General features: G+C 71.1%; 15 protein-coding genes. 7 read left to right on the top strand and 8 right to left on the bottom strand.

Translation table 11 applies throughout. The annotated features are described in order from the left end of the window. Window positions 1-29: 29 nt before the first annotated feature. Genes J2W78_RS13950 through epmA form a run of 3 tightly spaced genes read right to left on the bottom strand, consistent with a single transcriptional unit; the run spans window position 30 to window position 2,766 of the window. Complete coding sequence (locus J2W78_RS13950) at window positions 30-653, bottom strand: glutathione S-transferase family protein (RefSeq protein WP_253371372.1); 624 nt, start codon at window positions 651-653, stop codon at window positions 30-32. Then, window positions 650-1,711 (bottom strand): lysine-2,3-aminomutase-like protein, encoded by a 1,062-nt coding sequence (locus tag J2W78_RS13945; RefSeq protein ID WP_253371370.1) that lies wholly within the window; start codon window positions 1,709-1,711, stop codon window positions 650-652. The genes J2W78_RS13950 and J2W78_RS13945 overlap by 4 nt, the downstream gene beginning before the upstream one ends. Next, entirely contained in the window at window positions 1,708-2,766 is a 1,059-nt protein-coding gene (gene epmA / locus J2W78_RS13940; protein ID WP_253371368.1) for an EF-P lysine aminoacylase EpmA, read from the bottom strand. The genes J2W78_RS13945 and epmA overlap by 4 nt, the downstream gene beginning before the upstream one ends. Before the next feature lie 123 nt (window positions 2,767-2,889). Here epmA and efp point away from each other — a divergent pair, with 123 nt between their 5' ends. Beyond that, window positions 2,890-3,456 carry an elongation factor P gene (gene efp, locus J2W78_RS13935; RefSeq protein WP_003599274.1) on the top strand — a complete coding sequence of 189 codons (567 nt, stop codon included), beginning with the start codon at window positions 2,890-2,892 and terminating at the stop codon, window positions 3,454-3,456. A 3-nt stretch (window positions 3,457-3,459) separates the two neighbouring features. Here efp and J2W78_RS13930 read toward each other — a convergent pair whose 3' ends face one another. Continuing rightward, window positions 3,460-4,446, bottom strand: coding sequence for a heparan-alpha-glucosaminide N-acetyltransferase (locus tag J2W78_RS13930; RefSeq protein WP_253371366.1), 987 nt, complete (start codon window positions 4,444-4,446; stop codon window positions 3,460-3,462). A gap of 420 nt (window positions 4,447-4,866) precedes the next feature. Here J2W78_RS13930 and J2W78_RS13925 point away from each other — a divergent pair, with 420 nt between their 5' ends. The 6 genes from J2W78_RS13925 to J2W78_RS13900 are packed head-to-tail and all read left to right on the top strand — an operon-like array spanning window position 4,867 to window position 11,193. Beyond that, window positions 4,867-5,412, top strand: coding sequence for a cold-shock protein (locus J2W78_RS13925; protein ID WP_253374038.1), 546 nt, complete (start codon window positions 4,867-4,869; stop codon window positions 5,410-5,412). Further along, the gene (locus J2W78_RS13920; protein WP_253371364.1) at window positions 5,409-5,918 is read left to right on the top strand and encodes a DUF192 domain-containing protein; all 510 of its coding nucleotides are present in this window, start codon (window positions 5,409-5,411) and stop codon (window positions 5,916-5,918) included. The genes J2W78_RS13925 and J2W78_RS13920 overlap by 4 nt, the downstream gene beginning before the upstream one ends. Window positions 5,919-5,920: 2 nt before the next feature. Next, the gene (locus J2W78_RS13915) at window positions 5,921-7,663 is read left to right on the top strand and encodes a magnesium chelatase subunit D (RefSeq protein WP_253371362.1); all 1,743 of its coding nucleotides are present in this window, start codon (window positions 5,921-5,923) and stop codon (window positions 7,661-7,663) included. An 8-nt stretch (window positions 7,664-7,671) separates the two neighbouring features. Further along, the gene (gene bchO, locus J2W78_RS13910; protein WP_253371360.1) at window positions 7,672-8,580 is read left to right on the top strand and encodes an alpha/beta fold hydrolase BchO; all 909 of its coding nucleotides are present in this window, start codon (window positions 7,672-7,674) and stop codon (window positions 8,578-8,580) included. Between the two features lie 44 nt (window positions 8,581-8,624). Next, window positions 8,625-10,151: a phytoene desaturase family protein gene (gene crtI / locus J2W78_RS13905; protein ID WP_253371358.1), complete on the top strand. Its 1,527-nt coding sequence runs from the start codon at window positions 8,625-8,627 to the stop codon at window positions 10,149-10,151. After that, window positions 10,132-11,193, top strand: a complete 1,062-nt coding sequence (locus J2W78_RS13900; protein WP_253371356.1) for a phytoene/squalene synthase family protein — start codon at window positions 10,132-10,134, stop codon at window positions 11,191-11,193. Before crtI ends, J2W78_RS13900 begins: the two co-directional genes overlap by 20 nt. A gap of 84 nt (window positions 11,194-11,277) precedes the next feature. Here the strand turns inward: J2W78_RS13900 and ureG are convergent, their stop codons facing one another. From ureG to ureC, 4 genes are read right to left on the bottom strand one after another with little or no spacing between them, the layout of a single operon-like run. Next, window positions 11,278-11,892: an urease accessory protein UreG gene (ureG, locus tag J2W78_RS13895; protein WP_253371354.1), complete on the bottom strand. Its 615-nt coding sequence runs from the start codon at window positions 11,890-11,892 to the stop codon at window positions 11,278-11,280. Window positions 11,893-11,908: 16 nt separating this feature from the next. After that, window positions 11,909-12,643 (bottom strand): urease accessory protein UreF, encoded by a 735-nt coding sequence (locus tag J2W78_RS13890; RefSeq protein ID WP_437178546.1) that lies wholly within the window; start codon window positions 12,641-12,643, stop codon window positions 11,909-11,911. After that, window positions 12,576-13,067: an urease accessory protein UreE gene (locus tag J2W78_RS13885; RefSeq protein WP_253371351.1), complete on the bottom strand. Its 492-nt coding sequence runs from the start codon at window positions 13,065-13,067 to the stop codon at window positions 12,576-12,578. The genes J2W78_RS13890 and J2W78_RS13885 overlap by 68 nt, the downstream gene beginning before the upstream one ends. 3 nt (window positions 13,068-13,070) lie before the next feature. Continuing rightward, window positions 13,071-14,798: an urease subunit alpha gene (ureC, locus tag J2W78_RS13880; RefSeq protein ID WP_253371349.1), complete on the bottom strand. Its 1,728-nt coding sequence runs from the start codon at window positions 14,796-14,798 to the stop codon at window positions 13,071-13,073. Window position 14,799 lies beyond the last annotated feature (1 nt).

Genomic DNA, 14,799 nt, shown 5'->3' with positions numbered 1-14,799 from the left:
CGACACAGGCTGACCTCCGCCGGGAAAAGTCAGGTGAGCGGCAGCGACAGAACGGCCGAGGTGGCGGGCCGTTGCGCGAGCAGGCTCAACCAGCGGCGGATGTTCGGGCGCTCCTCCCGCTCCAGCGGCAGCTGGAACCAGCGGTTCGCCGCGAGCCCGACGGCGATGTCGGCGATGGAGAAGTGCTCGCCAGCAACAAAGGGCGTCTCCGCGAGATGCTGGTCGAGCAGGGCGGCACAGCGCTCGGACCCGGCCCGCGACGCCTCGATCAGCCGCGCGTCCTGCTTGTCGGGGGCGACGCGCACGAGTTGGAGGAAGGCGTCGCGCATCGTCGGGGTGAAGGCGGTGGCCTGCCAATCGAGCCACTGGTCGATCAGCGCGCGGGCGCGGGGCGCCTCCGGCAGGGCCAGCGGGCCGCCATGGGCGTAGGCGAGGTAGCGCAGGATCGCATTCGACTCCCAGAGGACGAAGCCATCCTCCTCCAGCGTCGGCACGAGGCCGTTGGGATTCATCGCGCGGTAAGCGGCGTCGCCGACGATGCCGTGGGCGCCGCCCGCCTCGATGTGTTCGTAGGCCAGACCCAGCTCGTCGAGCGCCCAGAGCGCCTTCTGGACGTTTCCGGAGCTGGCCCGCCCCCACAGCTTCAGCGTCATCCTCGGTCCTCGTCGTCGCTCTTCGGGGGATAGGCGTGAACGGCCCCACTCGGATCGGTCACACGCCAGGACGCGCCCGCGGCGTCAAGGTAGCCCGGCCCCACCGGCACCTTGCCGTGGCCGCCGGGAATGTCGAGCACGTAGAGCGGCTGGGCGAGGCCGGAGAGGCGACCGCGCAAGGCTCGCATCAGCGCCTGCCCCTCCGGCAGCTCCGTGCGCAGATGGCCGGTGCCCGGCGCGAGGTCGCCGTGGTGGAGGTAGTAGGGCTTGATCCGGTTCTCGACGAAGCGGCGCATCAGGGCTTCCAGCGTCTCCGCATCGTCGTTGACGCCGCGCAGGAGCACGCTCTGGCTCACCATCGGGATTCCGGCATCGACCAGCCGGGCGATGGCGCCCTGCGCGGCCGGCGTGAACTCGCGCGGATGGTTGGCGTGGAGCGCCACGAACACCGCGCCGGAAAAGCCCTTGAGGGCAGAGACCAGGGCCGCATCGACGCGGGCGGGCTCGACCACGGGGACGCGGGTGTGGAAGCGCAGCACCCGCACATGCGGGATCGCGCCGAGCGCCTCCGCGATCGCCGCGAGCCGCCGGGGCGAGAGGGCGAAGGGGTCGCCCCCCGTCACTACCACCTCCCAGATCTCCGGGTGGGCGGCGATGTAGCCGTAGGCTTCCGCCAACTCCGCCTCGCCGAGCGAACCTTGGCCGGCGGGCCCGACGCGCTCGCGGCGGAAGCAGAAGCGGCAATAGACTGGGCAGATGTGCAGCGGCTTCAGCAGCACCCGGTCGGGATAGCGGTGGACGATGCCGGGCACCGCCTCGTGCGCGTCGTCGCCGATCGGGTCGGCGCGTTCCTCGGCCCGCGTCTCGATCTCCTCCGCACGCGGCACGAATTGGCGGGCGATCGGGTCGCCGGGGTCGTTGGCGTCGATCAACTCGGCCATGTCGGCGGTCACCGAGACGGCGTAGCGCGCCGCGACCCGCTCCAGGGCGGGGAGGGCGGCTGCATCCACCAGCCCGGCACGGGCCAGCGCGGTGGCGCTCTTCAGGACGAGGCTCACCGCGACCGGTTCCGGGTGACCGGTGTCCAGATCACGTCGTCGATGCGCGGTGCGCCGGTGGCCAGCATCACCAGCCGGTCGAAGCCAAGCGCGATGCCGCTCGCCTCGGGCATCACCGCCAGCGCTTCCAGAAAGTCTTCGTCGATGGGGTAGCGCTCGCCGTAGACGCGAGCCTTCTCCGCCATCTCCGCCTCGAAGCGGCGGCGCTGCTCCGCCGGGTCCGTGAGTTCGCCGAAGGCGTTGGCGAGTTCCACGCCGCAGGCATAGAGTTCGAAGCGTTCGGCAACGCGCGGGTCGCGCGGGCTCGGCCGGGCGAGCGCCGCCTCGCTCACCGGGTACTCGCACAGGACTGTCGGGCGCCCCTGGCCGAGATGCGGCTCGATCAGCCCGACGAGGACGCGGCTGAACAGGTCGGCCCAGGTGTCGTCCGGCGCCACCCGCAGGCCGCGGGTCATCACCGCATCGGCGAGGCCATCGCGGTCCGTCGCGCCGTCGGGCGAGACCGTGGCGAGGAGGTCGATGGCCGCAAAGCGCTGGAACGCCTCCGCCAGGGTCAGCCGCTCGAAGGGTGCGAACGGATCGGCCTCGCGCCCGCGGAAGGTGAGGCGCCGGGCGCCCGCGGTTTCGGCGGCAAGCGCCAGCAGGGCGGCGCAATCCTGCATCAGCGCGTCGTAGGGCTCGCCCGCACGATACCATTCGAGCATCGTGAATTCGGGATGATGCAAGGCGCCGCGCTCGCGGTTGCGGAAGACGTGGGCGAGGCTGAACAGGCGCGGCTCGCCCGCCGCCAGCAGCTTCTTGCAGGCGAATTCCGGCGAGGTGTGGAGGTAGAGCGGCTCGCGGCCGCCATCGGGCAGGATCGCCTCCGTGGCGAAGGCGGAGAGATGCGCTTCGTTGCCGGGCGAGACTTGCAACGCGGCGGCCTCGACCTCGACGAAGTCACGCTCCGAAAACCACGCCCGAAGCCCCGCCAGGATGCGGTTGCGGGTAAGCAGCAGAGGCCGGCGATCCGCATGGAGGCCGGGATGCCACCAGGGCGAAGACTCGTGACTCACGCGAAAACAGCCTCCGGCTGGCAACCGAGCCGCGGATAGGGTAGGGCCTCGCGGATGATTCCGCTCATCCGGCCGAGACGCCGGTGAAGAGCCGCCGTTCTCGTCAAGCCAAGGTCCACGCTCGTGAAAGTGATCGCCAGTACCCTTCGCAAGGGCAACGTCGTCGATAAGGACGGCAAGCTCTACGTCATCCTGACGGCGGAGAACATCCACCCCGGCAAGGGCACACCGGTGACGCAGCTCGACATGCGCCGCATCACCGACGGCGTGAAGATCTCCGAGCGCTACCGCACCACCGAGCAGGTCGAGCGCGCCTTCGTCGAGGACCGCGACCACACCTTCCTGTACCAGGACGGCGAGGGGTATCACTTCATGAACCCCGAGAGCTACGAGCAGATCGCCGTGCCCGCGGACGTGGTCGGCGACGCCGCCCCCTACCTGCAGGAGGGCATGACCGTGACCCTCTCGACCCATAACGGCGTGCCGCTGACCATCGAGCTGCCGCAGCGCATGACCTTCGAGATCGTCGAGACCGAGCCGGTCACCAAGGGCCAGACCGCCTCCTCGTCCTACAAGCCGGCGCTCCTGTCGAACGGCGTGAAGACCTCGGTGCCGCCGCATGTCAGCACCGGCACCCGCGTCGTCATCATGACGGCGGACGGCTCCTACGTGGAGCGCGCCAAGGACTAACGTTTACGGCGGGGCCGCGGTGCCTTCCGCGGCCTCGTAGCAAAGCTGCGAGAGCCCCTGCGCCTTCGCTCGTTCCTCCGCAGAATAGGGCTTGCCCGAGCCCCAGAGCCCCTCCCGCCGTAGGGCTTCCGCCGTGCAGCGGGCGGCGATCCGGCAAGCCTCCGCCTCGCCGCCGGTGCGGGTGCAGTTGCCGACGTAATCCTTGCGGAAGTTCGCGAGCCCCGCCTTCGGATGCGGCCCGGTCAGCGTGACGAGGCCGGTGAACAGGGCGAGCAAAGCCGGCTGGTGGACGAGATAGACCGCAAGGCTGTGCCGCCCGGCAAAGGCTGCCCCGCGCGCCACGGCGCTCCGGGCCCGCCAACGGCCGAGCCACGATCCGGCCAAAGCCGGCCGCGCGATCCGGGCGAGCGCGATCCCGGCCAGTACCATCCCGAACCAGGGAAACAGCGGCACCCAATCGTTGGTGTCCGGCAGGCCCCGGCCGAGGCCTAGAAAATAGAGTTCCGGCGCATCGAGCAGGGGATGGGCCACGATGCGGGGCGCCGCCAGCACGGCGGCGGCCGCGAGCGCCGTCACCGGGGCCGGCAGGAATACGAAGGGCAGGCCGAGCACGCTCGAGACGGCGATGCAGTGCAGGATGCCGAAGAAGATGTAGCTCTGCGGAAACGCGATCCACGTCGCCCCCGTGATGAGGAGCGCCGCCCCGCCGATCCGCGCGAGCCGGAGGGCGAAGGGCCGCCAGCGCACGCCGTCGCCGTTGGCGAGCACGAGGCCGATGCCCACCAGCAGCAGGAAGGAGCCTGCGATGCCGTGTGCCGCGAGCCGTCCCGGCGGGGTCAGCGCGAAGTTCTGCGGCGTGAGTTGCAGGAAGCCCAGATCCCACAGCCCGTGATAGGCCGCCATCGCCGCGAGCGCCGCGCCCCGGGCCAGATCGAGGGCATCGATCCGCCGGCTCGAACGGGGGGGCGTGAATGCGGAGGAGGCAGGCATAGCCGCGCCCTATCACTGTTCCCCGGCCGAGGCGAAGGGCGCGCGCAGGAGCCGCTGCCCGTTGCAGAGGCAGCCTTGCGGCCATTCGAATCAGCTCGATGCGAGACCGCACCCAAGCCGACGGCGGCGCGGGTGATCCTAAGCCGTTGTCCGGCCATGCTCTCCCGGCCCGGATCGACACTAGATCAGTTGATCGGGCGGGCAATCGGGCGCGTGGGCAATGCGGCATTGACGCCATGCAACCGAAAAATGATCACTTGCACTGTCCCGTTGCCGGCCAAACGGGCTTCCCGCGTAATCTGACTTTGTTAACGTAGCGCCGGGATTGCGCCGCGCGATTCGGCACGGGTTGCTTACATGTCGAACGAACACGAACTGAGTGCCGTCGGGCTTCGTATGCCGGAGACGCGAGACCGCGCGATGGAGCGTGAGAGCGAGGACGAGCGTCCGGCCGAACTCTTGGAGGTCGCCGGGCGCATCAAGTGGTTCGACGTCTCGAAGGGCTTCGGCTTCATCGTGCCGGATGACGGCTCGGCGGACGTGCTGCTGCACATCACCTGCCTGCGGCGGGACGGGCACCAGGCCGCGAGCGAAGGCGCGCGGATCGTGGTCGAAGCGGTGCAGCGCGCCCGCGGCTGGCAGGCCTTCCGGGTGCTCTCGCTCGATCAATCGACCGCGCTCCACCCCTCCGAACTGCCGATGGCACGTACCCACGAAGTCGTCATACCGACGAGTGGCCTGGAACGCGCGGTGGTGAAGTGGTTCAATCGCCTGCGCGGCTTCGGCTTTCTCAGCCGCGGCGACGACACGCCGGACATCTTCGTGCACATGGAGACCCTGCGCCGCTACGGTATCGCCGAGCTGAAGCCCGGCGAGGAGGTGATGGTGCGCTACGGCGACGGCTCGAAGGGTGCTATGGCGGCGGAAGTCCGCCTCGTCGACGGGGCGCTTCCGGCTTCCCATTGACGGTGATCCGCGTGCCCGTGCTTCCCTCTGCGTCAAAGCTTTTGCGCCTCGCCGCCTGCCTCGCTGCGCTGGCGGCTTTGCCGGTGCTCCCGCTCCGTGCGCAGGAGGCGGCCCCCGCCGCGCAGGCCGCGACCGAGCCGCTCGGTGTCGTCGCCAAGAATGGGCGCCACGCCTTCCAGGTCGAGGTGATGCGCACCGATGCGCAGCGCGCCAAGGGGCTGATGTACCGCCGCTCCATGGCCGCCGACCACGGCATGCTGTTCGATTTCGAGCGGCCGGCGCCGGCCACGATGTGGATGAAGAACACCTACCTCTCGCTCGACATGGTGTTCATCCGCTCCGACGGCTCGATCGCCCGGATCGCCCCGGATACCGAGCCGCTCTCGACCAAGGTGATCCCGTCGGGCGAGCCGGTTCTCGCGGTGCTCGAACTCAACGCCGGCACCGCCGCCAAGCTCGGCATCCGCGCCGGCGACCGGGTCGAGCACCCGATGTTCAAGCGCTAGCCGTGACGGCCCCGGAACCCGACGATCCGGCCGGGGCCTGGACCGATGCGCTGCGCGCCGCCGCCCTGTTCGCCGCCGACCCGCACGGCCTCGGCGGGATCGTGGTTCGGGCCGGGGCGGGTCCGGTGCGCGACCTCTGGCTCGATGGTCTCCGCGCCCTGCTCACCGGCCCGGTGCGGCGGATGCCGCCGGGCATCGCCGACGACCGTTTGATCGGCGGCCTCGACCTGCCCGCCACCCTGCGCGCCGGCCGCCCGGTGATCCAGCGCGGCCTGCTGGCGGAGGCCGATGGCGGGGTCGTCGTGGTGCCGATGGCCGAACGCCTCGAGCGCGGCACCGTCGCCCGGCTCGCGGGCGCCCTCGACACCGGCACGCTGGCGCTGGAACGCGACGGCCTCGCCGCGCGGCTCCCGGCCCGGTTCGGCCTCGTGCTGCTCGATGAGGGCCAAGAGGAAGAGACCGTCGCGGAGTCGCTCGCCGACCGGCTGGCACTCCGCATCGACCTCACCGGCGTGAGCCTGCGGGATGCGAACGTAGACCCTGCCCATCCCAACGGCGAAGCGGCTAAAGAAGCGAACCAACCCGCGCCCGACGCGACGGCCACCCTCTGCGCCATTGCGGAAGCCTTCGGCATCGCCTCGCTGCGGGCGCCGCTTCTCGCCCTGCGGATCGCCCGGATCATCGCCGGGAAGGCCGGCCGCGACGAACCGAACGAGGCCGACCTGATCGAGGCCGCCCGCCTCGTCCTGGCGCCGCGGGCGACGCGCCTGCCCGCACCGCCGCCGGCCGAGCAAGAGGCGCCGGAGCCACCGCCGCCGGAGCCGCCGCAGGACACCGACCGAACGCCGGAGGACGCGCCTGAGCGCGCGGACGCAACGCCAAGAGAACCCGACGAGACGGTGCTCGACGCGGTCCGCGCCGCCCTCCCGAAGGACTTGCTCGCCCGGCTCCTTGCCGGCGGCCCGCCGCTGCGGACGGGCGCAGCCGGACGGATGGGGGCGGCCTCCGCCTCGCCGCTCACGGGCCGCCCGGTCGGAAGCCGTCCCGGTGATCCGCGCCGGGGACGGCTCGACCTGATCGCGACCCTGCGCGCCGCAGCCCCGTGGCAGCGTCTGCGCCGGGGCGAAGCCGATCCGTGCCGCGTCCTCGTCACCCCGGAGGATTTCCGGATTCGACGGCTGAAGCGGCGCAGCGAGACGACGACGATCTTCTGCGTCGATGCCTCCGGCTCGGCGGCGCTCGAACGGCTGGCGGAGGCCAAGGGCGCCGTCGAACTCCTGCTCGCCGAGGCCTATGTCCGGCGCGACCGCATCGCCCTTGTCGCCTTCCGCGGCGCGCGGGCCGAGACCGTGCTGCCGCCGACGCGCTCCCTGGTCAGGGCCAAGCGCGTTCTCGCGGGTCTGCCCGGCGGAGGCGGCACGCCGCTCGCCGCCGGGCTCGACACCGCCGCCGCCCTGGCCCTCGGCATCCGGCGCGCGGGCGGCAGCCCGGTCATCGTCCTGCTCACCGACGGGCGCGCCAATGTCGCCCGCTCCGGCCTCGGCGGCCGGGCGCTGGCCGGCGAGGAGGCTTTGGCCGCCGCCCGCGTGCTTCGGGTGCAGGCGCTTCCCATCCTCGTGATCGACACCGGCGCTCGGCCCGACGGGGCACGCGGCCTCGCCGAGGCGGCGCAGGGGCGTTACTGTCCGCTGCCCCATGCCGATGCGGGCAGCGTCAGCGCGGCGGTGCGCGCCGCCACAGCCTGAGGCCCGCTTTGCCCTTGCCCTTGAACGACGACCGGCCGGATTGGGAGCGCGACGGCCGCGATTGGCCGCACCGGGCGGCGAGCCGCTTCGTGGAGGCCGCGGGCCTGCGCTGGCACGTGCAGGAATTCGGCGATCCCGACGCACCCGGCCTGCTGCTCCTACACGGCACCGGCGCCGCGACCCATTCGTGGCGCGGGCTGGCGCCGCTCCTGGCGCAGGGCGGCTTTCGCGTCGTGGCGCCCGATCTGCCGGGCCACGGCTTCACCGATCCGCTTCCCCCCCGCCGGCTCTCCCTGCCGGGCATGGCCGAGGCGGTCGGAGACCTCGTCACCGCTCTCGGTTCGACCCCACGGCTCGCCATCGGCCATTCGGCGGGTGCGGCGATTCTCGCGCGGATGTGCCTCGACCGGCGCATCGCCCCCGACCTGCTGGTGGCGCTCAACGGCGCGCTGACGCCGTTTCCGGGCGTCGCCAGCTTCCTCTTCCCCGGCATCGCCCGGATGCTGTTCCTGAACCCCGTGACCCCCAAAATCTTCGCCTGGAGCGCCGACCGGGCGGCGGTGCGCCGGCTGATCGACGGCACCGGCTCGCGCCTCGACCCGCAGGGGCTCGACCTCTACCGGCGGCTGTTCACCCGGCCCGGCCATGTCTCGGGTGCGCTTGGCATGATGGCGAACTGGGATCTTCCGGCGCTCGCCCGCGACCTGCCGCGGATTGAGACCCGCACCCTGCTGATCGTCGGCGGGGACGACAAGGCGATCAAGCCGGACGATTCCTTCGCATTGCGCGAGCGGCTGCGGAACGCCCGCGTCGAGCTGTTGCGCGGGCTCGGCCACCTTGCCCACGAGGAGGCGCCGGAGCGGGTGGCGGAGATCATTCTGGCGGAAGCGGAGGCCATTCGCGCCGCAGTCCCCTGAGACGCCTCTTGCGCTGACGAAAATCCCAGCCATAGTGTCAACCTATGTTGACACTCGCCGACAAACCGATTGTCGCGTCCGGCCCCAATGCCCGGCCGCATGCGATCGTGATCGGGGCCGGCTTCGGCGGGCTGGCGGCGGCGGTTCGGCTCGGCGCCCGCGGCTATCGCGTCACCGTTCTGGAGCGGCTCGACCAACCGGGCGGCCGCGCCCGCGTCCACCGTCAGGACGGCTTCACCTTCGATGCAGGGCCGACCATCGTCACCGCGCCGTTCCTGTTCGAGGAGCTGTGGCGGCTGTGCGGGCGGGACATGCACGAGGACGTGACCCTCGTGCCGATGCAGCCGTTCTACCGCATCCGCTTCGAGGACGGGCAGAGCTTCGCCTATAGCGGCGACCGCGCGGCGATGCGGGCCGAGGTCGCCCGCTTCTCGGCCGAAGACGTGGCCGGCTACGAGCGGTTCATGGCCCATAGCGAGGCCGTTTGCCGGATGGGCTTCGAGGAACTCGGCCACGTCCCGTTCGGCAGTCTCGGCTCGATGCTGCGGATCGCGCCGGACCTCCTGCGCCTCTCGGGTCACCGCAGCGTCTACGACGTGGTGTCCCGCTTCATCCGCGACGAGCGGCTGCGCACCATCTTCAGCTTCCATCCCCTGCTCATCGGCGGCAACCCGTTCCGCGCCAGCGGGATCTACTGCCTGATCGCCCATCTGGAGCGGCAATGGGGTGTCCACTTCGCCATGGGCGGCACCGGGCGGCTGGTGGACGGGCTCTGCGGCTTGATCCGGGGGCAGGGCGGCAGCATCCGCTGCGGTGAGGATGTTGCTCGCATCCGCGTCGAGGGCGCGCGGGCGACCGGCGTCGTGATGGCGGGCGGAGAGACCATCCCCGCCGACATCGTCGTCTCGAACGCCGATTCCGCCTTCACCTACGGCACGCTGCTCGGCGGCCGGACCCGGCGCTGGAGCAAGCGGCGTCTGGCGCGTGCCTCGTCCTCCATGGGGCTGTTCGTCTGGTACTTCGGCACCCGGAAGAAATACCCGGAGGTCGATCACCACATGATCCTGATGGGCCCACGCTATCGCGGCCTGCTGCAGGACATCTTCGACGCCAAGCACTTGGCGGAGGATTTCAGCCTCTACCTTCACCGCCCGACCGCGACCGACCCGCTGCTCGCCCCGCCGGGGCACGACGCGTTCTACGTGCTGGCGCCGGTGCCGAACCTCGAAGGCGGCCAGGATTGGGCGCAGCTTGCCGAGCCTTACCGCCAGCGGATCGCCCGCTTCCTCGAAGGCTCGGTGCTGCCGGGCCTCTCCGACGCCCTCGTCACCTCGCGGGTGACGACGCCGCAGGACTTTTCCCAAGACTTCCTGAGCTTCCGCGGCTCCGGGTTCGGACTGGAGCCGGTGCTGACGCAATCGGCTTGGTTCCGTCCGCACAACCGCTCGGAAGACGTGGCGAACCTCTTCCTCGTCGGCGCGGGGACGCATCCCGGCGCCGGTCTGCCGGGTGTGCTGTCCTCGGCCCGTGTTCTCGATTCCGTGGTGCCGGATGCCCGTGTTCGTGCCTGATCCCTCCACCGCCAGCGCGGCCGACCTCTCCGCCTGCCGGGCCGCGATCCGCGCCGGCTCCAAGAGCTTCTTCGCGGCCTCGCTGCTGTTGCCGCCCTCGGTGCGGGTCTCGGCCTACGGCCTCTACGCCTTCTGCCGTCTCTCCGACGACGCGGTGGACGAGTCGGGCGGCAACCGTGCCGCAGCCCTCGCCCGCCTGGAGCGGCGGCTGACCGCGGCTTGTGCCGGCCGGCCCCACAACCACCCGGCCGACCGGGCGCTCGCCGATGTGCTCGCCCGCCACGCAATCCCGGACGCCCTGCCGCGGGCGCTGCTCGAAGGACTGGCCTGGGACACGCAAGGCCGGCGCTACGACACCCTGCCGGAGCTGGCCGCCTACGCCGCCCGGGTCGCGGGCGCGGTCGGGGCGATGATGACGCTGGTGATGGGCGTGCGCGACGGCCCGGCGCTCGCCCGCGCCTGCGATCTCGGCGTGGCCATGCAATTCACCAACATCGCCCGCGACGTCGGCGAGGATGCCCGCGCCGGGCGCCTCTACCTGCCGCGCGCATGGCTCGACGCGGCGGGTATCGATGCGAACGCGTTTCTCGCCAATCCCCAGCTCGGCCCCTGCCTGCAGCGGGTGGTGGCCGATCTGCTGGCCGCGGCCGACGAACTCTATGCGCGCGCCGAGCCCGGCATCGCCGCGCTCCCCTTGAGCTGCCGCCCGGCGATCCGCGCGGCCGGCCTGATCTACGCGGAGATCGGCCGCGCCGTGGAGGCGAACGGGCTCGATTCGGTCACCCAGCGCGCCCGCGTCACCGGTGCGCGCAAGGCCGGGCTGCTGGCCGCCGCCCTCCTGCCCGCGGGCAACCGACGGGGCCTGCCGGCGCCGCCTCTGCCCGAGACCGCCTTCCTCGTGGAGGCCGTGACGCACCATCCGGTCCCGGCCGCGCGCCGCCTGCCGCCGTGGTGGAACGTGTCGGGGCAGGTCGTGCGGGTGCTCGACCTGATCGAAGCGCTGGAAGAGCGCGACGCCTTCCGCCGCTCGGCCGCGTCGTGAAGTAAACGGGTGCAGCCGGGTCCCCCTCTCCCCGCGTGCGGGGAGAGGGGATGCACTCACCCGATCAGGTCTCGCGAACCGACGTCACCCCAACCCGCCGGCCTCTACGATGAAACGGGCCACCGTATCCGCCCCGTGCCCGTCGCGCAGGGAGGCGAACACGTAGGGCCGCGCGCCGCGCATCCGCTGGGTGTCGGCCTCCATCACCGAGAGGTCGGCGCCGACGAGCGGGGCGAGGTCGGTCTTGTTGACGATGAGCAAGTCCGAGCGGGTGATCCCGGGGCCGCCCTTGCGCGGGATCTTCTCGCCGCCCGCCACGTCGATGACGTAAAGGGTGAGATCGGCCAGCTCCGGCGAGAAGGTCGCCGCGAGGTTGTCGCCGCCGGATTCGATCAGCACGAGGTCGAGCTTCGGGAAGCGGCGGCGCATCTCGGCCACCGCCGCGAGGTTGATCGAGGCATCCTCGCGGATCGCCGTGTGCGGGCAGCCCCCGGTCTCGACGCCGAGGATGCGCTCCTCGGGCAGCGCCCCGGCCACCGTGAGGATCCGCGCATCCTCCTTGGTGTAGATGTCGTTGGTGATCGCGCAGATCTCGTAGGTGTCGCGGAAGCGGCGGCACAGCTGCTCCATCAGCGCGGTCTTGCCGGAGCCGACGGGTCCGCCGATGCCGACGCGCAGGGGTCCGTTCACGGATGCCATGGCTTCCAAAAAATCCTCAGGAGCGGAAGATGCGGGAATACTGCGTCTCGTGCCGGAAGGAACCAAGATCGAGCCGCAGGGTCGCGCTGCCGAGCGCGTCGAGCCCGGCCCCCTGCAGCGACGCGGCCATTCCGGCGATGCGGGGGGTGAGCGCGGCGAGAATCGTCGTGCCCGCGCTCTGGCCGACGGGCGCCACCCGCAGCGCCGCCGAGACGAGGTTCTGGACGAAGGCGAGGCCGTAGGCCGCCACCGTCGCCTCCCGCACGACGCCGTGCGCGCCCGCCGCCGCGCCGACGGCGACGGGGTAGGCGACCTTGACGTCGAGCCGCTCGGCGACCGTCGAGAGGGCGGGGCAGGGCCAGGCCCGCAGGGTCGCATCCAGGAAGCTGCGCCCCTGCTGGCTCGTTTCCAAGTGGAGTTCGCGGGAGGGGGCGAGCGCGAGGGCGAGGTCGTTGATCTCGGCCAACCCCGCTTCGTCTCCGGCCTCAGTAGCGCGATGCGCGGCGGCGCAGAGGATCATGTCGTTGCGCCCCGCGCCCCGCTCCAGCACGTCGGCGAGCCAGTCGGCGAGGGTGGCGGCGTCCCGCACGTCGCCGCACTCCACTGCCCATTCGAGCCCGTGCGAATAGGCGAAGGCACCGACCGGATAGGTCGGCGAGAGCCACGCCATCAGCCGCAGGGCGTCAATCATGGGTGTGCGGGTGCCCGTGCGAATGCCCGTGACCGTGGTCATGCCCATGCCCGCCGGCATAGGCGCCACCCTCGGGCCGGAACGGACGGGTCACCGGCTCGGCGCTCCCGCCCAAACCCCGCACCATTTCGGCGAGCACGTGGTCGTGGCCGATCCAGACCGCGTCCTCGCCGATCTCGGCGGGGATGTGCCGGTTGCCGATATGCCAGATCAGCCGCTTGAGGGCATGCGGGGAGGGCGCGCGGATCTCCAGCAGCGCCTCGGGCGCCGCCTCGACCCAGACGAGCCGCCCATCCTCCAGCGCGAGGGCGTCGCCGTCATCGAGCACGGTGGCCTCGGCGAGGTCGAGCAGGAACGCGGTGCCGCCGACGCCCCGCATCACCATGCGGCGGCGGTGCCGGTCGTTCGAATCGAGCACGATGCGGTCGACGATCTCGCCGGAACCGAGACGGTCGCGGCGGATGACGCGGGTGGCGCGGATCATGGTTCAGAACAGGAAGTAGCGCTGCGCCATCGGCAGAACCTCCGCCGGCTCGCAGACCAGCAATTCACCGTCGGCGCGCACGTCGTAGGTCTCGGGGTCGATCTCGATAGTGGGGGTCGCGTCGTTGAGGATCATGCTCTTCTTCGAGATCCCGCCGCGGACGTTCTCCACCGCCACCAGCTCCTTGGAAACGCGCAGCCGCTCCTTCACGCCGTCCTCGAGCGCTGCCCGCGAGACGAAGGTGAGCGCGGTGGCAAAAGGCGCGCGGCCGTAGGCGCCGAACATCGGGCGGTAATGCACCGGCTGCGGCGTCGGGATCGAGGCGTTGGGGTCGCCCATCGGCGCGGTGGCGATCATACCGCCCTTGAGCACGAGGTCCGGCTTCACCCCGAAGAAGGCGGGCGTCCACAGCACGAGGTCGGCGAGCTTGCCCGGCTCCACCGAGCCGATGTGCCGCGACACGCCATGCGCGATGGCCGGGTTGATCGTGTATTTCGCCACGTAGCGTCGGGCGCGCAAATTGTCGTTGCCCGAGGCATCTCCGGGCAGAGCGCCGCGCTGGCGCTTCATCTTGTCCGCCGTCTGCCATGTGCGGATCACGACCTCGCCGACCCGGCCCATGGCCTGACTGTCGGACGACATCATCGAGAGCGCGCCGATATCGTGCAGGATGTCCTCGGCCGCGATGGTCTCCTTGCGGATGCGGCTCTCGGCGAAGGCGAGGTCTTCGGGAATCGACGGGTCGAGGTGGTGGCACACCATCAGCATGTCGAGATGCTCGTCGATGGTGTTCTTCGTGAAGGGCCGCGTCGGGTTCGTCGACGACGGGAGCACATTCGCCAAGCCGGCCACCCGCATGATGTCCGGCGCGTGGCCGCCGCCCGCGCCTTCGGTGTGGAAGGCGTGGATGGTGCGGCCCTTGAAGGCGGCGATCGTGTCCTCGACGAAGCCCGACTCGTTGAGCGTGTCGGTGTGGATCATGACCTGCACGTCGAACGCGTCGGCCACCGAGAGGCAGTTGTCGATTGCGGCGGGCGTCGTGCCCCAATCCTCATGCAGCTTCATCGCGCAGGCGCCGGCCCGGATCATTTCCTCCAGCGCGCCGGGCACCGAGGCATTGCCCTTGCCCGCAAAGGCGAGGTTCATCGGGAAGGCATCCGCCGCCTCGATCATCCGGGCGATGTGCCAGGGGCCGGGCGTGCAGGTGGTGGCGAAGGTGCCGTGTGCCGGCCCGGTGCCGCCACCCAGCATCGTCGTGACGCCGGAGCAGAGCGCCTCCTCGATCTGCTGCGGGCAGATGAAGTGGATGTGGCTGTCGAAGCCGCCCGCCGTGAGGATCTTGCCCTCGCCGGCGATCACCTCGGTACCGGGGCCGACGACGATGTCGACATTCGCCTGAACGTCCGGGTTGCCGGCCTTTCCGAGCTTGAAGATACGACCACGGACGATGCCGACATCGCATTTCACGATACCCCAATGGTCGAGCACGACCGCGTTGGTGATGACGGTATCGACGGCGCCTTCGGCGTTTGTCGCCTGCGACTGGCCCATCCCGTCGCGGATCACCTTGCCGCCGCCGAACTTCACCTCCTCGCCGTAGGTCGTGAGATCGCGCTCGACCTCGATCTCGAGGCTGGTGTCGGCCAAGCGAATACGGTCGCCGGTGGTCGGCCCGAACATGGCGGCATAGGCCGCGCGGGGGAGGGCGGCGGGCTTGCGGGTGTCGGCCATT

It is taken from the genome of Methylorubrum extorquens, assembly GCF_024169925.1.
In the GTDB taxonomy this organism is placed as follows: Bacteria; Pseudomonadota; Alphaproteobacteria; order Rhizobiales; family Beijerinckiaceae; genus Methylobacterium; species Methylobacterium extorquens_A.
This window is presented reverse-complemented; position numbering and strand designations above follow the sequence as displayed.

What these genes read in the sequence shown, in the direction of transcription:
- J2W78_RS13950 (WP_253371372.1), bottom strand. Translation starts at nt 653, where the DNA reads ATGACGCTGAAGCTGTGGGGGCGGGCCAGCTCCGGAAACGTCCAGAAG.
- J2W78_RS13930 (WP_253371366.1), bottom strand. Translation starts at nt 4,446, where the DNA reads ATGCCTGCCTCCTCCGCATTCACGCCCCCCCGTTCGAGCCGGCGGATC.
- J2W78_RS13925 (WP_253374038.1), top strand. Translation starts at nt 4,867, where the DNA reads ATGGAGCGTGAGAGCGAGGACGAGCGTCCGGCCGAACTCTTGGAGGTC.
- crtI (WP_253371358.1), top strand. Translation starts at nt 8,625, where the DNA reads ATGTTGACACTCGCCGACAAACCGATTGTCGCGTCCGGCCCCAATGCC.
- J2W78_RS13900 (WP_253371356.1), top strand. Translation starts at nt 10,132, where the DNA reads ATGCCCGTGTTCGTGCCTGATCCCTCCACCGCCAGCGCGGCCGACCTC.
- ureG (WP_253371354.1), bottom strand. Translation starts at nt 11,892, where the DNA reads ATGGCATCCGTGAACGGACCCCTGCGCGTCGGCATCGGCGGACCCGTC.
- J2W78_RS13890 (WP_437178546.1), bottom strand. Translation starts at nt 12,643, where the DNA reads ATGCCGGCGGGCATGGGCATGACCACGGTCACGGGCATTCGCACGGGC.
- J2W78_RS13885 (WP_253371351.1), bottom strand. Translation starts at nt 13,067, where the DNA reads ATGATCCGCGCCACCCGCGTCATCCGCCGCGACCGTCTCGGTTCCGGC.
- ureC (WP_253371349.1), bottom strand. Translation starts at nt 14,798, where the DNA reads ATGGCCGACACCCGCAAGCCCGCCGCCCTCCCCCGCGCGGCCTATGCC.